The following is an 18,420-nucleotide window of genomic DNA, read 5'->3' as shown; positions in this document are numbered from 1 at the left end:
AACCTGATTGAACGTTTCAGCGCCATGGGCCGTCGGTATTGCATGTCTTATGCAATGGAGGTAGCCCATGAAATACCGCGCACTCGGCAACACTGGCCTGCTGGTTTCGGAGCTGGTGGTTGGCACGGTCCCGTTCGGCGGGCGTGGCGCATTCGAAAAAACCGGTAGCGTGGATGTCGACCAGGCACGGCGCATGTTCGACATGGCCTTCGATGCCGGCGTCAATCTGGTGGACACGGCCGACTTGTACTCGCACGGCCTTGCCGAAGAAATCGTTGGCCAGGCGCTGGCCCAGCGGCGCCAGTCGATCATCCTTGCGACCAAGGCGCGCAGCCCGATGGGCGACAACCCCAACGACAGCGGGGCGTCGCGTTACCACTTGATTCGCGCCTGCGAGGCCAGCCTCAAGCGCCTGGGTACCGACCATATCGACCTGTACCAGGTACACAACTGGGATGGCGTGACGCCGGTGGAGGAAACCCTGGCGGCCTTGGACCACCTGGTGCAGAGCGGGAAGATCCGCTACTTCGGCACGTCCAACTACACCGCCTGGCAAATGATGAAAACCCTCGGCTGCGCGCGCGTGAATGGCTGGCAGCAGCCGGTATCGCAGCAAATCTACTACACCCCGGAGGCGCGCGAAGCCGAGTACGAATTGCTGCCCATGGCCATCGACCAAGGGGTTGCAACCTTGGTGTGGGGGCCCCTGGGCGAGGGGTTGCTGACCGGCAAGGTGCGGCGCGGGCAGCAGACCCCCAAGGGCACCCGCCAGGGCAATGACTGGCCAGAACCCTACGTGCATGATCGCGAGCGGGCCTATGACATCATCGAAGCCTTGATCACCATCGGCCAGCGCCATGGCTGCTCGCCGGCACGGGTATGCCTGGCCTGGCTCAAGGACCGCCCCGGCATCACCAGCGTGATCACGGCGGGGCGCAGCTTCGAGCAGCTGCATGACAACTTGCAGGCGACCGAGCTGGTGCTCTTGCCAGAAGACCTGGAACAGATGGAACAGGCCACGCAGATCGCGCCCCAGTATCCCTACTGGCACCGGATCGCGGCCGAAATGGACCGCATCGACCCTGCCGAGGCGCCATTCATCGCCTTGCACCGCAAAACGATGCAGCGCCAGCAACCGTGACGAGTGCAGGTAATCGTTCAGCCACCATCGAAGAGGACACGCCCATGGCCGAGCAGCAGAAAGACCAGCAAACCCAAGTGCCAGCCCATTCCACGGAAGAAGAGAAGGCCCGGTTGAAAGACAAGAACAAGGACGGCATTCCGCCGGGCGCCGAGTAAGCGCAGGGCAGTGCCAACCTGGTGGTCGTTTGGCCCAATGGGCCAGGCGGCCGCTATTTACCTGAATTATTTTCTGCCCGACCGGTCAGGTATTGAGTCCTTGTTCAATCAAGAGGTTCTTATGTACGCCTACACGGTCCGCTATCAACTCAATGGCCAGCCTTGCACCCACACCTTCGAGCTCGAACAGCCCGAGCTTGCCCTGCACCAGGCAGCGCTGCACCTGATGGTGCTGCACTTCGGCGACGGCGAGAACAGTTTGCTGATGCCGCCCGCTGATGCCAGCCCGGACGAAATCTTGGCCCAGGCTAAGGTAATGGGGCTGACCCAAATCGACGTGGCGTGACGAAGGCCAACGGGTGAGCCCGGCACCCTTTGGCGTGGCAGGCTGAACGTCAGCGCCGCCGTAATGCGGCGGCCAGCCCTAGGGTCAGCACCACGGCACTGGCGATTGCCACGCCGATGGCAGCCGCGGCGCCCCAGGCTTGCAGCAGTGCTGCCAATACCAGGTAGAACGCGATCACCCCCACCGCGCCAATCGCATTGCCCCGCACCATCGCGGCCATCCCGGGCCGGCCATTCTGGACGTAGGCAAACACGACCAGCGGCCATGCGATTACCGGTATCGGTGCCAGCATGCCGCTGGTTGCCGGGCCCAGCCAGTCGGCCAGGCTTGTGGTCAGCATCAGCAGGCTGGTCGCCGCCACCATGCGCAGCGGTATTTCCCAGTATCGGTGCTTGGGGCGGGCCAGCATGTCCGGGCTGGGCTCGCGGCCACTGGCGCGTATCAGCACCCCGATCAGAACCAGCGCTACGGCCACCGACAGGTGCAGGTTGCCCCAGTGGGTAAATGCGTAAGCCACCAGGCCGTACGCCAGCAACGCCAGCAGCACGGCGGGTACCAGCGCTGCCCGGCGGGTGCTCCACATGAAGCAGCAGTACGTCGCCTGCACCGCCACCAGGCCGCCCAGTGCGCCAGGCACTGCAGCTACAGCAAAGGTGCTGCCCTGTTCCAGGCACAGGAAGGTCATGACCAGTGCCGAGGTAATGGGCATGCCGGACAACAGCCCGCCCAGCAGGCCGCCCCATCGGCGCGACGCCAGGGAAATGGCCCACATCAGCAAAGGGGTGACGATCAGCTTCAGGTACAACAGCGTCATTGCGCGAATGGGCCCAGGCCCAGCTCGGTGTGGGTGGCCAGGGGCTGCAGCATGCAATCGTTCCTTGTGCGTGGGGGCAAGCCTGCGAGCATGCGGCGGCGCAAGGGCCGGGGTCAAGGCTGTGGCGTGCCTGCAAAGTCATGCCGCGCGGGCCGGGCCTGCGGCGCGAAGCGGCTCACCACGGGATCCGCTGGCCGTCCCACCCCCAGAAGCTGCCACTGTCGGCTGGGCCTGTCCGGCTTACCTGGTCGATCACGCACTGAGCGGCAAACGCCGGCTCGAACAACTTGCCCGGCGGCACATTGCTTTGGAACGGCCGCGACAGCGCGGTATCGGTGGTGCCTGGGTGCAGCGCCAATACCGTAGCCGCCGGGTTCAGGCGTTGCAGCTCGATACTTGCCGTGTGCAACAGCTGGTTCAGCGCCGCCTTGCTCGCGCGGTAGCTGTACCAGCCGCCCAGGCGGTTGTCGCCGATCGAGCCCACCCGCGCCGACAACGCGGCAAAGGTGGCCGGCTGCTGGCGCAGCAGGGGTAGCAGGTGCTTGAGCAGCAGAATAGGGGCGAAGGCATTGGTTACGAAGCTGGCCTGCAACCCGGCCAGGTCCAGCTGGGCCAGGGATTTTTCCGCCTTGGCGCCTTGCTGGTGCAGAATGCCCAGCGTGCTCACCACCAGGTGCAGGTGCTTGCAGCCAGCGCTGACCGTGCAGGCCAGCGCAGCAAGGGCCGCCTCGTCGCGTGCATCGCAATCCACCAGCCTCAGGCGTTGGTCGTGTGCGGCCGTCAGCGCAAGCAATGCGCTGCTACGGCTGGCACTGCGCGATACCGCCCACACCAGGTCGATATCGTCGCGGGCCAGCAAGGCCTGGCACAGTGCCAGGCCGATGCCTTGGCTGGCGCCGCCTATCAGGGCGTTGGCTTGCCCGGTCAATCCAGGGATCAGGTGCAATGGGGCGCCCTCGGCACTGCGGTGTACTCCCAATGAGTACACCGGGTCATTGCAGATCATGCACTACCGGCAGCAGCACCGCGGTAGCGCGGCTCACAGGTTTTACGCCTGGTAGATCTTGGTCAACAAGCGCAGTAATTGCTCGCGCTCCTCGTCATTCAGTGCCGCGGTCGCTTCCCGGTCGCTGTCGCTGGCGATCTGCTTCAACTCCTTGAGCAGTACTTCACCGGCTTTGCTGAGAAAAATCCCGTACGAGCGCTTGTCCGGTTTGCAGCGCACCCGTACGGCCAGGGCGCGTTCTTCCAGCTTGTTCAACAGCGGTACCACCTGGGGTGGCTCGATGGCCAGCGAGCGGGCCAAGTCCGCCTGCATCAGCCCTGGGTTCTGCTCGATCACCGCCAGTGCCGAAAATTGCGCCGGGCGCAGATCATGGGCAGCCAGCCGACCGATAAAGTTCTGAAACAGCTTCAACTGGGCACGGCGAAGGGCATAACCGATCAAGTCTTCAAGCACGACATCCGCCCCGGAAACGGCGGTGGCAGCGGTATCGGTAGTGCGGGCAGACCTTCCCATCGGGTGAATGGCTCCTGGGGCATGGGTAAGAAAGTTACCTAGTTTGCCTGCCTTGGCAGGATCCGGCTAGAGGAGGGCTGGTGAAAAAGAGCGGGGGCTGAGGTGCTGCAAAAGATAATTTTTATAATAGTTAATTGACATAACTAATTTGCTCCCTTAGCTTGAAGGCATCACCCCGAACAACAAGAGTGCAGAACCATGAGCAAATACGCAGGCCGTTGGGCTACCGTGAAAGTCGAGCTGGAGTCGGGCATTGCCTGGGTCACCCTCAATCGGCCAGAAAAACGCAACGCCATGAGCCCCACCCTGAACCGGGAAATGATCGACGTGCTGGAAACCCTGGAGCAGGACGCCGAGGCTGGCGTACTGGTCCTGACCGGTGCCGGGGAGTCGTGGACGGCCGGCATGGACCTCAAGGAGTACTTCCGCGAGGTGGACGCCGGGCCGGAAATCCTTCAGGAAAAAATCCGCCGCGATGCATCGCAGTGGCAGTGGAAGCTGCTGCGCATGTACGCCAAACCGACCATTGCCATGGTCAACGGCTGGTGTTTCGGCGGCGGTTTCAGCCCGCTGGTGGCCTGCGACCTGGCCATCTGTGCCGACGAAGCCACGTTCGGCCTGTCGGAAATCAACTGGGGCATCCCACCCGGCAACCTGGTCAGCAAGGCCATGGCCGACACCGTGGGCCACCGTCAGTCGCTGTACTACATCATGACCGGCAAGACCTTCGGTGGGGCAAAGGCGGCCGAAATGGGCCTGGTGAACGAAAGCGTGCCGTTGGCGCAACTGCGCGAAACCACCCGCGAACTGGCGCTGAACCTGCTGGAGAAAAACCCGGTGGTGCTGCGTGCCGCCAAGAACGGCTTCAAGCGTTGCCGCGAACTGACCTGGGAGCAGAACGAAGACTACCTGTACGCCAAGCTCGACCAGTCCCGCCTGCTGGACACCGAAGGGGGGCGCGAGCAGGGCATGAAGCAGTTCCTCGACGACAAGAGCATCAAGCCAGGCTTGCAGGCTTACAAGCGTTGAATGCCAGCGGGCCGCGCCGCCCCTGGCGGCAGCCCGCGAATAGTGCCCATGAATACAACAAGAGGAATGAGCATGTTGCAGGTGCCTTTGCTGATTGGCGGGCGGTCGTGCCCCGCCAGCGATGGACGAACCTTCGAGCGACGCAACCCGGTCAGTGGTGAAGTGGTATCGCAGGTGGCCGCGGCTTCGCTGGCCGATGCCGATGCTGCCGTGGCAGCCGCCAGCGCGGCGTTCCCGGCGTGGGCAGCACTGGCGCCCAGTGAGCGACGTGGCCGCCTGCTGGCCGGCGCAGACCTGCTGCAGGCGCGCGCCGGCGAGTTCATCGCTGCGGCCGGTGAAACCGGGGCGATGGCCAACTGGTACGGCTTCAATGTGAAGCTGGCGGCCAACATGCTGCGTGAAGCCGCCGCCATGACCACGCAGGTCACCGGCGAGGTGATCCCTTCGGATGTGCCTGGCAGTTTCGCCATGGCCTTGCGCGCACCGTGCGGGGTGGTGCTGGGTATCGCGCCCTGGAATGCCCCGGTCATTCTGGCCACGCGCGCCATCGCCATGCCCCTGGCGTGCGGCAATACCGTGGTGCTGAAGGCGTCGGAGCAGAGCCCGGCCGTGCACCGGTTGATCGGCCAGGTGCTTCAGGATGCGGGGCTGGGCGATGGCGTGGTCAACGTCATCAGCAACGCCCCGGAGGATGCGCCAGCGGTGGTCGAACGCCTGATTGCCAACCCCGCTGTGCGGCGGGTGAATTTTACCGGCTCCACCCAGGTGGGGCGCATCGTCGGCGAGTTGGCCGCACGCCACCTGAAACCGGCCTTGCTGGAGTTGGGCGGCAAGGCGCCGTTGCTGGTGCTGCACGACGCCGACCTGGACGCCGCGGTCGAAGCGGCGGCCTTTGGCGCCTACTTCAACCAGGGCCAGATCTGCATGTCCACCGAGCGCTTGCTGGCCGATAGCCGCATCGCCGATACCTTTGTCGACAAGTTGGCAGTCAAGGTCAGCGGGCTTCGTGCCGGCGACCCCCAGGCCAGCGACTCGGTGCTCGGCTCGCTGGTCAGCAGTGCGGCGGGCGAACGCATCAAGGCGCTGATCGACGATGCCGTGGCCAAGGGCGCTCGCCTGGTCTGCGGCGGCCAGCTGGACGGCAGCATCCTGCAGCCGACCCTGCTCGACCATGTCGACAGCAGCATGCGCCTGTACCGCGAAGAGTCGTTCGGGCCGGTGGCTGTAGTGCTGCGCGCCGAAGGTGACGAGGCCTTGCTGCAACTGGCCAACGATTCGGAGTTTGGCCTGTCGTCAGCCATTTTCAGCCGGGACACCAGCCGGGCGCTGGCCCTGGCCCAGCGCGTGGAATCGGGTATCTGCCACATCAACGGGCCGACCGTGCACGATGAAGCGCAAATGCCCTTCGGCGGGGTGAAGGCCAGCGGCTATGGCAGCTTCGGCAGCCGCACGGCCATCGACCAGTTCACCCAGTTGCGCTGGGTCACCCTGCAACAGGGCCCCCGGCATTACCCCATCTGAGCAACACGCAACGGGCCGCCCCGGGCAATGCCCGGCGGCGGCAGCCTGTACAACAAGAACAAGGAGCAACCTGCGTGAATACCCAACCCCGCCTGCGGTCATGCGACCCTGGCCAACCGCCGCGCTACCGGCAGGTGTCCATTGGGCACCCACAAGTGCAGGTCAGTGAAACCGACGGTGTGCTGCGCATGCTGGCGCTGGAGCCGTTGGCGCCTTTGCCGGCGCGCCTGCTCGACCGCCTGCTGCACTGGGCGCGCGTGCGCCCGCACACCACCTTCATCGCCGCGCGCGAGCCCAGCGGTGGCTGGCGTGAAGTCAGCTATGCGCAGATGCTCGAACAGGTACGTACCATCGCTGCCCACTTGCTGGGGTTCGGCCTTGGCGCCGAACGGCCGCTGGTACTGTTTTCCGGCAATGACATCGAGCACCTGCAGCTTGCCCTGGGGGCCATGTATGCCGGCATTCCTTACTGCCCGGTGTCGCCTGCCTACGCACTGCTGTCGCAGGACTTCGCCAAGCTGCGCCACGTTTGCGAGGTGCTGACCCCTGGCCTGGTGTTCGCCACCGACAGCCAGCCGTTCCAGCGTGCCTTCGATGCCGTGCTGGATGAATCGGTGCCGGTGGTCAGCGTGCAAGGCCAGCCGCCACGCCGCCGCCATTTCAGTTTCGCCAGCCTGCTGCAGCCCTGTGACCTGGCGCCGGCAGACGCTGCGTTCGCCGCCACCGGGCCCGATACCATTGCCAAGTTCCTGTTCACCTCGGGTTCCACCAAGCTGCCCAAGGCGGTGATCACCACCCAGCGCATGCTCTGCGCCAACCAGCAGATGCTGCTGCAGACCTTCCCGGTGTTTGCCGAAGAGCCGCCGGTGCTGGTCGATTGGCTGCCCTGGAACCACACCTTCGGCGGCAGCCACAACCTGGGCATCGTCCTGTACAACGGCGGCAGTTTCTATCTGGACGCCGGCAAGCCGACCCCGCAAGGCTTCGCGGAAACCTTGCGCAACCTGCGCGAGATTTCGCCCACGGCCTATCTCACCGTACCCAGGGGCTGGGAAGAGCTGGCCAAGGCGCTGGAGCAGGACGCCCAGCTGCGCGAGGTGTTCTTCGCCCGCATGAAGCTGTTCTTCTTTGCCGCAGCGGGGCTTTCGCAAAGCGTTTGGGACCGCCTGGACCGTATCGCCGAGCAGCACTGCGGCGAGCGTATCCGCATGATGGCGGGCTTGGGCATGACCGAGGCGGCGCCGTCCTGCACCTTTACCACTGGGCCGCTGTCGATGGCCGGCTACGTCGGCTTGCCGGCACCGGGTTGTGAGGTGAAGCTGGTGCCCCAGGCCGACAAGCTCGAAGCGCGTTTTCGCGGCCCGCATATCATGCCGGGCTACTGGCGCTCGCCGCAGCAAACTGCCGAGGTGTTCGACGAGGAGGGCTTCTACTGCTCGGGCGATGCCCTGAAACTCGCGGATCCGCAACAGCCGGAGCAGGGCCTGATGTTCGACGGCCGCATCGCCGAGGACTTCAAGCTGTCGTCGGGTGTATTTGTCAGTGTCGGGCCACTGCGCAACCGTGCGGTGCTGGAAGGCTCGCCCTATGTGCAGGACGTCGTGGTCGCGGCGCCCGATCGCGAGTGCCTGGGCATGCTGGTGTTCCCGCGGCTACCCGAGTGCCGGCAATTGGCGGGGCTTGGGGCAGAGGCCAGCGACGCCCAGGTCCTGGGCAGCGACGCGGTGCGCCGGTGGTTTGCCAACTGGCTGACGCACCTGAACCGGGACGCCCAAGGCAACGCCAGCCGCATCGAATGGTTGGCCTTGCTTGCAGAGCCACCCTCGATCGACGCGGGCGAAATCACCGACAAGGGCTCGATCAACCAACGTGCGGTGTTGCAGCGGCGCGCTGCCCTGGTCGAGGCGCTGTATCGGCGCGAAGCCCCGGGCCAGTTGCACGCACAGGCGCGGCCATGAGCGGCGGGCTGTGCACCGTGTTCGACGACGTTGCCATCGTCGATATGGTGCGCACCCCTTGGGTTGACCTTGGGGGTGCGCTGGCAACCGTTTCACCCATCGACCTGGCCATCAAGGCCGGGCGGGCGGTGCTGGCGCGTGCCGGTAGCGATCCGCAGGCCGTGGGCAGTGTGCTGGCCGGCAGCATGGCCCAGGCCAGCTTCGATGCCTATTTCCTGCCAAGGCATGTCGGCCTTTACTGTGGCGTGCCGCTGGCAGTGCCGGCCTTGGCGGTACAGCGCATCTGTGGCACGGGGCTCGAGCTGTTGCGCCAGGCTGCCGAGCAACTGCGAAGCGGGGCGCCGCAGGTGTTGTGCGTAGGTGCCGAATCCATGTCACGCAACCCGATCGCGGCCTATGAACACCGGGGCGGCTTCCGCCTGGGGGCGCCGGTCGGGTTCAAGGACTTCCTCTGGGAGGCGTTGTACGACCCGGCGGCCGATGTGGACATGATCGGCACCGCAGACAACCTGGCCCGTGAGCATGGCCTGGCGCGGGAAACCGTGGATGCCTGGGCCTTGCGCAGCCATCAGCGCGCGTTACAGGCCCAGCAGGCCGGTTGGTTCGCTGAGGAAATCGTCAGCATCAGCAGCGAAAGCTTCTTCGCCGATGGCTACCAGCCACGCGGTATCGAACTGCCACGCGGGCTCGCCGAAGTCAGCCGCGACAGCCACCCACGGCCCACCGATGCTGCAGCGCTGGCGCGGCTGCGTACCGTGCACCCTGGTGGGGTACAAACCGCAGGCAACAGTTGCGCGGTGGCCGATGGGGCGGCGGCGGCAGTGGTGGCGCCCTACGCCAGTTGCACGCGACCGCCCCTGGCGAAACTGTTGATGGCCACGGCGGTGGGCGTATCGCCGCACACCATGGGTATCGGGCCGGTGCCGGCCATCGAGCTGCTACTGCGCCACAGCGGCCTGCGCGCAGACCAGATAGACCGCTTCGAAATCAACGAAGCTCAAGCCGCGCAGGTGGTGGCGGTGGCCCAGGCGCTACAGCTCGATGTGGCAAAGCTCAACGTTCACGGCGGCGCCATTGCCCTCGGGCACCCGCTGGCCGCCACCGGGTTGCGGCTGGTGCACACACTGGCCCGGCAACTGCAGCAGGGCCACCTGCGCTATGGGGTGGCTGCTGCGTGCATTGGCGGCGGCCAAGGCATGGCGCTGCTCATCGAAAACCCCCGTTTCACTGCCTGAACAAGAGGTGTTCCATGGCCTGGAAGGCCCCCCTGCTGGACATGCAATTCGTGCTGCAACATTGGCTCCAGGCTGACAAGGCCTGGCAGGCAATGCCGCCTCATGCCGACCTGGACCTGGACCTGGCGTGGCAGGTGCTGGAACAAGCCGCCCGCTTCACTGAGCAGGTGCTGGTGCCGCTGAACGCCACAGGTGATCGCCAGGGTTGCCGTATGGAGGCGGGGCAGGTGCGGACCCCGCACGGTTTCCCGGCGGCCTACCAGGCTTATGTCGAGGCAGGATGGCCGGCATTGGCCTGTACCCCGCAGTTCGGCGGCCAAGGTTTGCCGCTGGTGCTCGACGCTGCGCTGCAGGAAATGCTCTTCGCCAGCAACCATGCCTGGGCCATGTACACCGGTATCGCCCATGGCGCGTACCAATGCCTGCAGGCGCATGCCAGCGAACAACTGCAGGCACGCTACCTGCCCGGTATCGTCAGTGGCGAGATCCTGCCCACCATGTGCCTGACCGAGCCCCAGGCCGGCAGCGACCTGGGCCTGTTGCGCTGCCGCGCCGAGCCGTTGGGCGACGGCCGTTATGCCATCACGGGCAACAAGCTGTTCATCTCCGGCGGCGACCACGACCTGACCCGCCAGATCATGCACCTGGTGCTGGCGCGGCTGCCGGGCGCGCCGGCCGGCAGCCGCGGTCTGTCGCTGCTGCTGGTCCCCAAATGGCTGGAAGACGGTCAGCGTAATGCGGTGCAGTGCGAAGGCCTGGAGCACAAGCTGGGTATCCGCGGGAGCGCCACCTGTGCATTGCGCTTCGAGGCGGCCAGTGGCTGGTTGGTGGGGCAGGCGCACGGCGGCCTGGCGGCGATGTTCGTGATGATGAATTCGGCCCGGCTGCACGTTGGCTTGCAAGGGCTGGCGCACGCCGAAGCCGCCTGGCAATGTGCCCGGGAATACGCCATGGCGCGTAGGCAGATGAATGCGCCCGGGCAGCCCAAGGGCCAAGCCGACCCCATTCACTTGCACCCCGCCATGCGCCGGGTGCTGCTTGAGCTGCGGGTGCGCAGCGAAGGTATGCGCGCACTGGGCTACTGGGCGGCGCACTGGCTGGATGTGGCCGCAGCAGCCACTGACCCCGGGCAACGGGCCAAGGCGTCGACGCTGGCGGCGCTGCTGACACCGGTCATCAAGGCTGCCTTCACCGAGCAAGGTTTCACCCTGGCCAGCAAGGCCCTGCAGGTGTTCGGCGGTTATGGCTACACCTGCGAGTTCAGTATCGAGCAAACGCTGCGCGACAGCCGCATCGCCATGATCTACGAAGGCACCAACGAGGTGCAGGCCAACGACCTGCTGCTGCGCAAGGTGCTGGGTGACGGCGGGGCGGGCATGGCACTGCTGCTGGGCGAACTGCGTAAAGAAGCCGGCACCGGCATGGCGGCTGCGGTTCTGCAGAAGGTATGTGCGGTGCTGCAAGGGCTACTTGCCGAGGTCATGGCCAAGGCGGCCGCTGACCCCGAGTACCCATACCGCGCGGCCGGCGACTTCCTGCAACTGTGTGCCACGGCGTTGCAGGCGTTTGCCTGGGCGCGCACCGAGCGTTGCCTGCAGGCCCTGCCGGTGGGCGCGCCACTGCGCCTGCAAAAGCAGGAAAGCATCGGCTTTTTCTGCAACTACCTGATGCTCGATTTCGACCGCCAGGTAGCGGCCGTGGCGGCGGCCGCTGCCCCGTTGCCCAGCATTACCGCACCGTTCTGAAACCCACGTGTGAAGTGGCCATGAACACCGGCTGAGGTTGCCGCGCCGAAGGCCGGTAGCGCAGGCAGCGGTCTGCCGAACACAGGTGCGAACCGCCCTTGATCACTGCCACTTTCACGCCGGGGTCAGCGGGGTCGTGGCTGTCGTCCAGGCTTGGCCCGGGCGGGTCCAGGCCAGCGTCGCGCTGCGGCGCATGGCCAGGGCGGTAACCCGTGCGGGTCAACTCCCAGACATTGCCCCCGGCATCGAACAGGCCAAAGCCGTTGGCCGGGAAACAGCCCACCGGCGAAGTGCCGGTGAAACCGTCGGTGGCGGCGTTGTGGTACGGGAATTGGCCCTGCCAGGTATTGGCCATGGCTTTGCTCTTGGGCAGTTCGGTCATGCCCCAACTGAAGTCGGCATCCTGCAGGCCGCCGCGCATTGCATATTCCAGCTGCGCCTCGCTGGGCAGCCTGCGCCCGGCCCAGCGCGCATAGGCCTGTGCATCCTCCAGTGCCACTTGCACCACCGGGTGGTTATCCAGCCCTTGCAAGTCGCTGCCCGGGCCTTGCGGGTGGCGCCAGCTGGCCCCGGGCACGAACTGCCAACCCGGGCGCAGCACATCCGGCCCTTGCTTGAACACCATTGCCCCCGGCACGCGCAGGTGCTGGGGCAGGCTGGGGTCGTCGGCCTTGTCGATCCCCCGCTCGGCATGGGTGAGGTAGCCGGTCGCCGCGACAAAGCGCGCGAACTGGGCATTGGTGACCGGGTGTACATCGATCCAGAACGCCGACACTTGCGCCAGGTGGGCGGGGCCCTCCTCGTCGTAGTAGCGGTCCGAGCCGAAACTGAACTTGCCGCCGGGCAGCTGCACCATGCCGTCCCGCCAGGGGCCTTCACGGGGGGTGGGTACACCGCCATAGCCATCACACAGCAGCGCCGGGGCCGCCGCTTGCGGCCAGGCGCTGTAGCCAATGGCGAGCAAACCGGCGGCGAGCAGTGCGCAGCCGGCTGCACGCCCGATCATTGCTTGCTGGCCACCGCCGGGCTCGCCACTCTGGCAGGGCTGGCGGGGCGGCCTTCGGCATCGATCACGATATTGCTGCGCTGGGCGTAGGCCTTCCAGTCGCGCAGCATCTGTGCCACTTGCTCGGGGTGCGCAGCGGCGATGTCGTGGTGCTCACCTGGGTCTTTGCGCAGGTCGTACAGGTGCCACGCCGGTTTGCCGTCGGTGGCATCCCACAGCAGCTTCATCGGGCCCTTGCGCAGCGAAGCACTGCCGTTGATTTCCCAGCCCAGGGCTTCGTCACCGGCATGGATGAGCGTGTCGTCGCCTTGCAGGTAGTCCAGTGCCGAACTGCCCTGCGGCGGCACGATATCGCGGTCGCGGTACTTGATGCCGGGCATCGGCGCACCGGCCAGTTGCAACAGGGTGGGCATGATGTCGCGAACGCTGGCCAGCGCTTCGCTGCGCCCCGCTTTGATCGTGGCCGGGTAGTAGACAAAGGCCGGCACGCGGATGCCGCCCTGGTAGGTGGTCATCTTGTAGCGGCGGCTGGGCAAGGCGCTGACCTGGGCCCAGGCCGAGCCGATCATCAGGAACGAGTCGCGTCGGCCGTAGTTGTCCAGGCGGTTGTCGAAGTGCTGGCTGATCCACGTCGGGTCCACCCGTGAAGCGTTCTCCGGGCCATTGTCGGACATGAACAGGATCAGCGTATTTTCCAGTTCGCCCCGCTGCCTCAGGTGCGCTACCAACCTGCCCACCTCGGCATCCAGGGCGCTGACCATGGCGGCGTAGACCTCCATGGTGCGCGCCGATTGGCGTTGCTGCTCGGCGCTGAGCGATGCCCAGCTCGGCACCCCTTCCAGTTGTGCGTCCAGCGGGAAGTCGGCCGGTACCAGGCCGGCCTTGCGCTGGCGCTCCAGGCGCTGTTTGGCGATGGCCTCGTAGCCCTGGTCATAGCGGCCGCGGTATTGCGCCAGGTACTGGTCCGGTGCCTGCAGCGGCCAATGCGGCGCGGTATAGGCGGCGAAGGCGAAGAACGGTTTGTTGCCAGGGTTGGGCTGGTCAATCGCGTCAATGAGGCGGTCGGTGAACCAGGTGCTGGAGTAGAAGTCGGTGGGCAGCGCGATGGGTTCACCGTTGTGCAGGAAGGTTGCGCTGTAGTTCGGCTGCAAATCCATGTTGGCTTGCTTGAAGTGCGCGGCGCCGCCTTCGAGCAGCACGTAGGCCTGGTCGAACCCGCGGTTCTGCGGCTGTTGCGCAGGTTGCATGCCCAAATGCCATTTGCCGGAAATGAAGGTCCGGTAGCCGGCATCGTGCAGCAGCTCGGCGAGGGTGGCGACATTGCCTGCCAGCACACCCTCGTAGCCGGGGCGCACTTCAGTGCCAGGCGGCAGGCGCTTGCGTGCCTCGGCCATCATGCCCAACCCGGCCAGGTGTGGGTCGTTGCCGGACATCAGCATCGCCCGGGTCGGGGAGCAACTGGGCGCGGCATGAAAGTCCAGCATCAGGCGGCCGTCGGCCAGCAGGCTGTCCAGGTTGGGGGTCTGAATTTCGCTGCCCAGTGCTGACAGGTCAGAGAACCCGAGGTCGTCAGCCACGATGAGCAGAATGTTTGGTTGTTTAACGATAGGGGCGGCCATGGCTTGGCTGATGCCGAGCATCAGCAGGCCGAGCGCAGCAAGGGATTTTAGGCAGTTCATTGGGGTGCTCTTGTTGTTTTGGTAGGTAAAGGGCGGTGCTTACCCGCAGGTTAGACACCACGCAGCGTCGATATTAGCGGCCGGGGCCGGGTTTGCGCAGGCGGTTGGCGCATAAGCGTTCGATCAGCGAACGCTTATGCGCGCAGGCACCTTGTCGGGGCCATTTAACCATTGACGGCAATATGGTTAACAAAAATAATAGTTAACAGAGTTATCCAAATTTATAAAAACAAGTAAAGGAAACTTCTGATGACCAAGCCGTTGAACCGGGCATGGGTGCCCGTTGTGCTGCTTTCGCTATGCCAGTACACGTATGCTGCGAACCCGCTGGAAGAGAGCCGGCCAGGCCGGCCCGGCGCGCCGCGCTGGGTCGAGGACTACCGCTTCCTCGATGACCCCGCCAAGGCCAGCGACCCGTTCGATGGGCTGCGCTACCACCGGTTGTCCGAGTCCGCCTGGCTGCAGCTCGGCGCGGAGGCCCGCTACCGTGCCGATGCATTGGACCAACCCTTCTTCGGTTTGCGGGGCCTGAAAGACGACTCCTACCTGCTGCAACGCTTGCAGGCGCATGCGGACCTGCACCTGTTCGATGACAGGCTGCGCACGTTCTTGCAGGTGGAAAACACCCGCGCCTTCGGCAAGGACCTGTATTCGCCCAACGACGAAGGCCGCAACGAAATCCGTCAGGCGTTCATCGACTTCAATCATGACTTTGCCGCAGGCCGGTACACCACCCGCGTCGGTCGTCAGGAAATGGCCTACGGCGATCAGGTCTTCGTCACCTACCGAGACGCGCCGAACCTGCGCCTGAGCTTCGATGGCGTGCGCGCCAGCCTCAACCTCAAGCGCGGCTACAAGCTCGATGCCTTCGCCGTCAGGCCACTGAAAACCGGTGCGGACAGCTGGGATGACGGCAGCAACAACGCGGTGAAGTTCTATGGGCTGTACGGCACGTTGCCGCTGACCCCCAGCTGGAACATGGACCTGTTCGGCTTTGGCCTGCAGACCGACGCGCGCAGCCTGGCTGGCGAGGTCGGCGACGAGCAGCGCTACACCTTCGGCACTCGCCTGTTCGGCCGCTATCAAGCGCTTGACTGGAGCTGGAACCTGGCTGGCCAGCGGGGCCACCTGGGCGGCGCATCGATCCGCGCCTGGGCGCTGTCGAGTGACAGTGGCTATACCTTCGCCCACCCCTGGCAACCGCGCCTGGGGCTGCGCGTCGATGCTGCCAGCGGCGATGGCGAGCCTGGCGATGGCAAGGTCGGTACCTTCGACCCGCTGTTCCCGCGCAACGGCGTGTATGGCGAAGCCAGCCTGACCACCTTGAGCAACTTGATCGTGGTCGGGCCCACGTTCGGTTTTTCGCCGTCGCGCACGGTGCGTTTCGAGCCGGCCGTGCTGGCGGTGTGGAAGCAACGCGAAGAGGACGGGGTGTACATGCCGGGCATGAGCATGCTGGCCAACACCCGAGGAACCGGGCGCCATGTCGGCACCATCTACCGGGCCAACGCCCGTTGGTTGGCCACACCCAATCTCACGCTGGACCTGGACCTCAAGTACTACGACGTTGGCGCTGGCATCAAGGAGGCGGGCGGCGAAGATTCTTCGATCGTTTCCTTGCGTGCCACATTCAGGCTTTGACTTCACGACCCATAACAACAACAGGGGCCACACATGAGTCATTCATCCAAAGCTGCAAGCAAGCCGGTGCTCACCATCGGCCTGTGTTTTTTGGTGGCGTTGCTTGAGGGCCTGGACCTTCAGGCCACCGGCGTCGCCGCACCGCACATGGCCAAGGAATTCGCGCTGACTTCGGCGATGCTCGGCTGGGTATTCAGCGCCGGGTTGCTCGGGCTGTTGCCGGGCGCGTTCATTGGCGGCTGGCTGGCCGACAGGCTGGGCCGAAAAGCGGTGTTGATCGTCGCGGTATTGCTGTTCGGTGGGTTTTCGCTTGGCACTGCGCATGCCGACAGCTACAGCACGCTGTTGATCGCACGGCTGGTGACAGGGTTGGGGCTTGGTGCAGCGCTGCCCATCCTGATCGCCCTGGCCAGCGAGGCGGCGCCGGAGCACCTGCGCAGTACGGCGGTGAGTGTGACCTACTGCGGCGTGCCGCTGGGTGGGGCGATCGCTTCGGTGATCGGCATGGCCGGGTTGGGTGAAGACTGGCGAGTGGTGTTCTACGTGGGCGGTATTGCGCCGATCATGATTGCCCTGGTGCTGATGCTGTGGCTGAAAGAGTCCCAGGCGTTTCGCGCCCGGCCTGCTGCCAGCGCGGGTGATGCGGGGTTGCTGACCCAGCTGTTCGGGCCGGGGCAGGTCAGCCGCACGCTGCTGCTCTGGCTGGCGTGCTTCTTCACCCTGACTGTGCTGTACATGCTCCTGAACTGGTTGCCGTCGTTGTTGATGGGCCAGGGTTACAGCCGGCCGCAGGCGGGTGCGGTGCAGATCCTGTTCAACCTTGGCGGCGCAGCAGGCTCGTTCCTGACCGGGCGCATGATGGACCGCGGGCATGCCGGGCGTGCGGTGTTCATCGCCTACGCCGGGATGCTGGCCTCGCTGGCTGGGCTGGGGCTGTCGAGCAGTTTTGCGCTGATGCTGGTGGCGGGCTTTACCGCCGGTTATTGCGCCATTGGTGGGCAACTGGTGCTGTATGCCTTGGCACCCACGCTGTACCCCACCCACGTGCGCGCCACAGGCGTTGGTGCGTCTGTGGCCGTGGGCCGGCTGGGCTCGATGGCCGGGCCATTGGCTGCCGGGCAAATCCTGGCGGCGGGGGCGGGGGTAGGGGGCTTGCTGCTGGCGGCCTCACCCGGCCTGGTGGTGGCCGCGTTGGCAGCGCGCGCGTTGCTGGGGCAGCGTAAACGCGCAGTTCTGCCTGCTGCGGCGCAGAACGCCGCGCCGTAGGCCTGCCTGTAGTGCAGGGGGCCGCTTTGCGGCCCATCGCAGGCAAGCCACACACAGGGGGCGCATCAGGGCTGATAGGTGTTTGTCACAAGATATGCAGCGCCTGTGAGATCGAGCGCCGCCCGCGCGGCGCATCGCGAGCTGCGCTCGCTCCTACGTTTGTTTCGGGCCAATTATTCCTGTGGGATTCGCGCGCGAACGCCTTGGTGCATGCCTCAATATCGCGCCGTACAAACAAGGCGGCCGCGCGCGCCTATCACAGGCGTTACTGGCCCGAAACAAACGTAGGAGCGAGCGCAGCTCGCGATTGCGCCGCGCGGGCGGCGCTCGATCTCACAGGCGCTGCATATCTGCTGGCAAACACTCAGTTCCCTGCCGCCAGCACCTGCGGGTTGGCCACGTTCTGCGGCGCCCCCCCGAAAAACGCCAGCACATTGTCAAAGGCATCACCGAAATACAGCTCGTAGCCGGTCTTTTCCACATACCCCAGGTGGGGCGTGGCCAGCACACGCGGGTGGCGCAGCAGGGGGTGGCCGGGGTCGAGCACCGGCTCCTGCTCGTACACATCCACCGCCGCGTAACCTGGCCGGCCTGTATCCAGTGCTTGCAGCAACGCCCCTGGCGCAATCAGTTCCGCGCGGCTCACGTTCACCAGCAGGGCGTCCTCCTTCATGCGTGTCAGGTCGTCCAACGTTACCCGGTGCCGGGTTTGCTCGGACAGGCGCAGGTTAATGCTGACAACATCCGCTTCGGCAAAAAACGCCTCGCGTGACGCCGCGGCCCGGTGGCCATCCGCCGCGGCGGCGGCCCGGCTGCTGTCGCTGCCCCACACCAGCACCGGCATGTCGAACGCCTGCGCATAGCGGGCCAGGCGTTGGCCGATCTTGCCGTAGCCCCAGATACCCAGCACCTGGCCAGCCAGGGCCTGCCCCAGGTTGACTTGCCAGTGGCCTTGGCGGAAGGCATCGATGGCCGGCACCAGTTGGCGGCGGGCATTGAGTATCAGCGCCCAGGCCAGCTCCGCTGGGGCGACTGGCGAGCCCCGGCCCTCGGTCACCACGATGCCACGGGCGGTACAGGCGGCCAGGTCGAGGTGGCTGGAGACCTTGCCGGTCTGGCTGATCAGCTTGAGGCTTGGCAGGCGATCGAGCAGGGCGGCGTCGATGCGGGTGCGTTCGCGGGTCAGTACCAGCGCGTCAGCGTCGGCAAAGCGTGCCGCCAATTGCTCGAGCGTCGCTGGCTGGGGGGCATGCAGTACGTGGACATCGTGCCCGTGCAGGCGACTGAAGCAGTCGAGGGTACGGATCACGTCCTGATAGTCGTCGGGGATGACAATGCGCATGGTGGTCGAGCCCTGGCAGT

General features: G+C 65.5%; 15 protein-coding genes. 9 read left to right on the top strand and 6 right to left on the bottom strand.

Going from position 1 to position 18,420, the window contains the following annotated elements; genetic code table 11:
• Window positions 1-67 precede the first annotated feature (67 nt).
• Both FPB55_RS15180 and FPB55_RS15175 read left to right on the top strand, forming a co-directional pair.
• Window positions 68-1,141: an aldo/keto reductase gene (locus FPB55_RS15180; RefSeq protein ID WP_144188576.1), complete on the top strand. Its 1,074-nt coding sequence runs from the start codon at window positions 68-70 to the stop codon at window positions 1,139-1,141.
• Between the two features lie 279 nt (window positions 1,142-1,420).
• A complete protein-coding gene (locus FPB55_RS15175; protein ID WP_033691003.1) occupies window positions 1,421-1,645 on the top strand; it encodes a hypothetical protein in 225 nt (74 codons plus the stop codon).
• 49 nt (window positions 1,646-1,694) lie between these two features.
• Here the strand turns inward: FPB55_RS15175 and FPB55_RS15170 are convergent, their stop codons facing one another.
• The 3 genes from FPB55_RS15170 to FPB55_RS15160 form a co-directional block, all read right to left on the bottom strand.
• Window positions 1,695-2,459, bottom strand: coding sequence for a hypothetical protein (locus tag FPB55_RS15170; RefSeq protein ID WP_029886989.1), 765 nt, complete (start codon window positions 2,457-2,459; stop codon window positions 1,695-1,697).
• A gap of 175 nt (window positions 2,460-2,634) precedes the next feature.
• Window positions 2,635-3,405 carry an SDR family NAD(P)-dependent oxidoreductase gene (locus FPB55_RS15165; protein ID WP_047149983.1) on the bottom strand — a complete coding sequence of 257 codons (771 nt, stop codon included), beginning with the start codon at window positions 3,403-3,405 and terminating at the stop codon, window positions 2,635-2,637.
• 102 nt (window positions 3,406-3,507) lie between these two features.
• Entirely contained in the window at window positions 3,508-3,978 is a 471-nt protein-coding gene (locus FPB55_RS15160; RefSeq protein ID WP_009685853.1) for a MarR family transcriptional regulator, read from the bottom strand.
• Window positions 3,979-4,176: 198 nt separating this feature from the next.
• Here FPB55_RS15160 and FPB55_RS15155 point away from each other — a divergent pair, with 198 nt between their 5' ends.
• The 5 genes from FPB55_RS15155 to FPB55_RS15135 all read left to right on the top strand — a co-directional run bounded on the left by FPB55_RS15155 (window position 4,177) and on the right by FPB55_RS15135 (window position 11,466).
• Window positions 4,177-5,007, top strand: coding sequence for a p-hydroxycinnamoyl CoA hydratase/lyase (locus tag FPB55_RS15155; protein ID WP_009685852.1), 831 nt, complete (start codon window positions 4,177-4,179; stop codon window positions 5,005-5,007).
• A gap of 72 nt (window positions 5,008-5,079) precedes the next feature.
• Window positions 5,080-6,528, top strand: a complete 1,449-nt coding sequence (locus FPB55_RS15150) for an aldehyde dehydrogenase (protein ID WP_047149973.1) — start codon at window positions 5,080-5,082, stop codon at window positions 6,526-6,528.
• Between the two features lie 74 nt (window positions 6,529-6,602).
• On the top strand, window positions 6,603-8,486 hold the full coding sequence (locus tag FPB55_RS15145) for a feruloyl-CoA synthase (protein ID WP_125854526.1): 1,884 nt from the start codon (window positions 6,603-6,605) through the stop codon (window positions 8,484-8,486).
• On the top strand, window positions 8,483-9,721 hold the full coding sequence (locus FPB55_RS15140; RefSeq protein ID WP_115294186.1) for a thiolase family protein: 1,239 nt from the start codon (window positions 8,483-8,485) through the stop codon (window positions 9,719-9,721). Before FPB55_RS15145 ends, FPB55_RS15140 begins: the two co-directional genes overlap by 4 nt.
• A gap of 14 nt (window positions 9,722-9,735) precedes the next feature.
• A complete protein-coding gene (locus FPB55_RS15135) occupies window positions 9,736-11,466 on the top strand; it encodes an acyl-CoA dehydrogenase family protein (RefSeq protein WP_125854525.1) in 1,731 nt (576 codons plus the stop codon).
• On the opposite strand, the gene FPB55_RS15130 is transcribed toward FPB55_RS15135, so the two are convergent.
• Complete coding sequence (locus tag FPB55_RS15130) at window positions 11,450-12,472, bottom strand: formylglycine-generating enzyme family protein (RefSeq protein ID WP_144188574.1); 1,023 nt, start codon at window positions 12,470-12,472, stop codon at window positions 11,450-11,452. The two genes, FPB55_RS15135 and FPB55_RS15130, sit on opposite strands and share 17 nt — an antisense overlap.
• Window positions 12,469-14,151, bottom strand: coding sequence for an arylsulfatase (locus FPB55_RS15125; RefSeq protein WP_047149970.1), 1,683 nt, complete (start codon window positions 14,149-14,151; stop codon window positions 12,469-12,471). The genes FPB55_RS15130 and FPB55_RS15125 overlap by 4 nt, the downstream gene beginning before the upstream one ends.
• Before the next feature lie 249 nt (window positions 14,152-14,400).
• Here FPB55_RS15125 and FPB55_RS15120 point away from each other — a divergent pair, with 249 nt between their 5' ends.
• Both FPB55_RS15120 and mhpT read left to right on the top strand, forming a co-directional pair.
• A complete protein-coding gene (locus FPB55_RS15120; RefSeq protein WP_125854523.1) occupies window positions 14,401-15,792 on the top strand; it encodes an alginate export family protein in 1,392 nt (463 codons plus the stop codon).
• A 33-nt stretch (window positions 15,793-15,825) separates the two neighbouring features.
• Window positions 15,826-17,058, top strand: coding sequence for a 3-(3-hydroxy-phenyl)propionate transporter MhpT (gene mhpT / locus FPB55_RS15115; RefSeq protein ID WP_009685839.1), 1,233 nt, complete (start codon window positions 15,826-15,828; stop codon window positions 17,056-17,058).
• Window positions 17,059-17,422: 364 nt separating this feature from the next.
• On the opposite strand, the gene FPB55_RS15110 is transcribed toward mhpT, so the two are convergent.
• Window positions 17,423-18,400 carry a D-2-hydroxyacid dehydrogenase family protein gene (locus FPB55_RS15110; RefSeq protein WP_144188572.1) on the bottom strand — a complete coding sequence of 326 codons (978 nt, stop codon included), beginning with the start codon at window positions 18,398-18,400 and terminating at the stop codon, window positions 17,423-17,425.
• Between the last annotated feature and the right edge of the window lie 20 nt (window positions 18,401-18,420).

This window comes from Pseudomonas sp. BJP69, assembly GCF_007633355.1.
GTDB classification, from domain to species: Bacteria; Pseudomonadota; Gammaproteobacteria; order Pseudomonadales; family Pseudomonadaceae; genus Aquipseudomonas; species Aquipseudomonas juntendi.
Note: the sequence above shows the minus strand (reverse complement) of the source record. Positions and strands in the feature narration are given on the sequence as shown.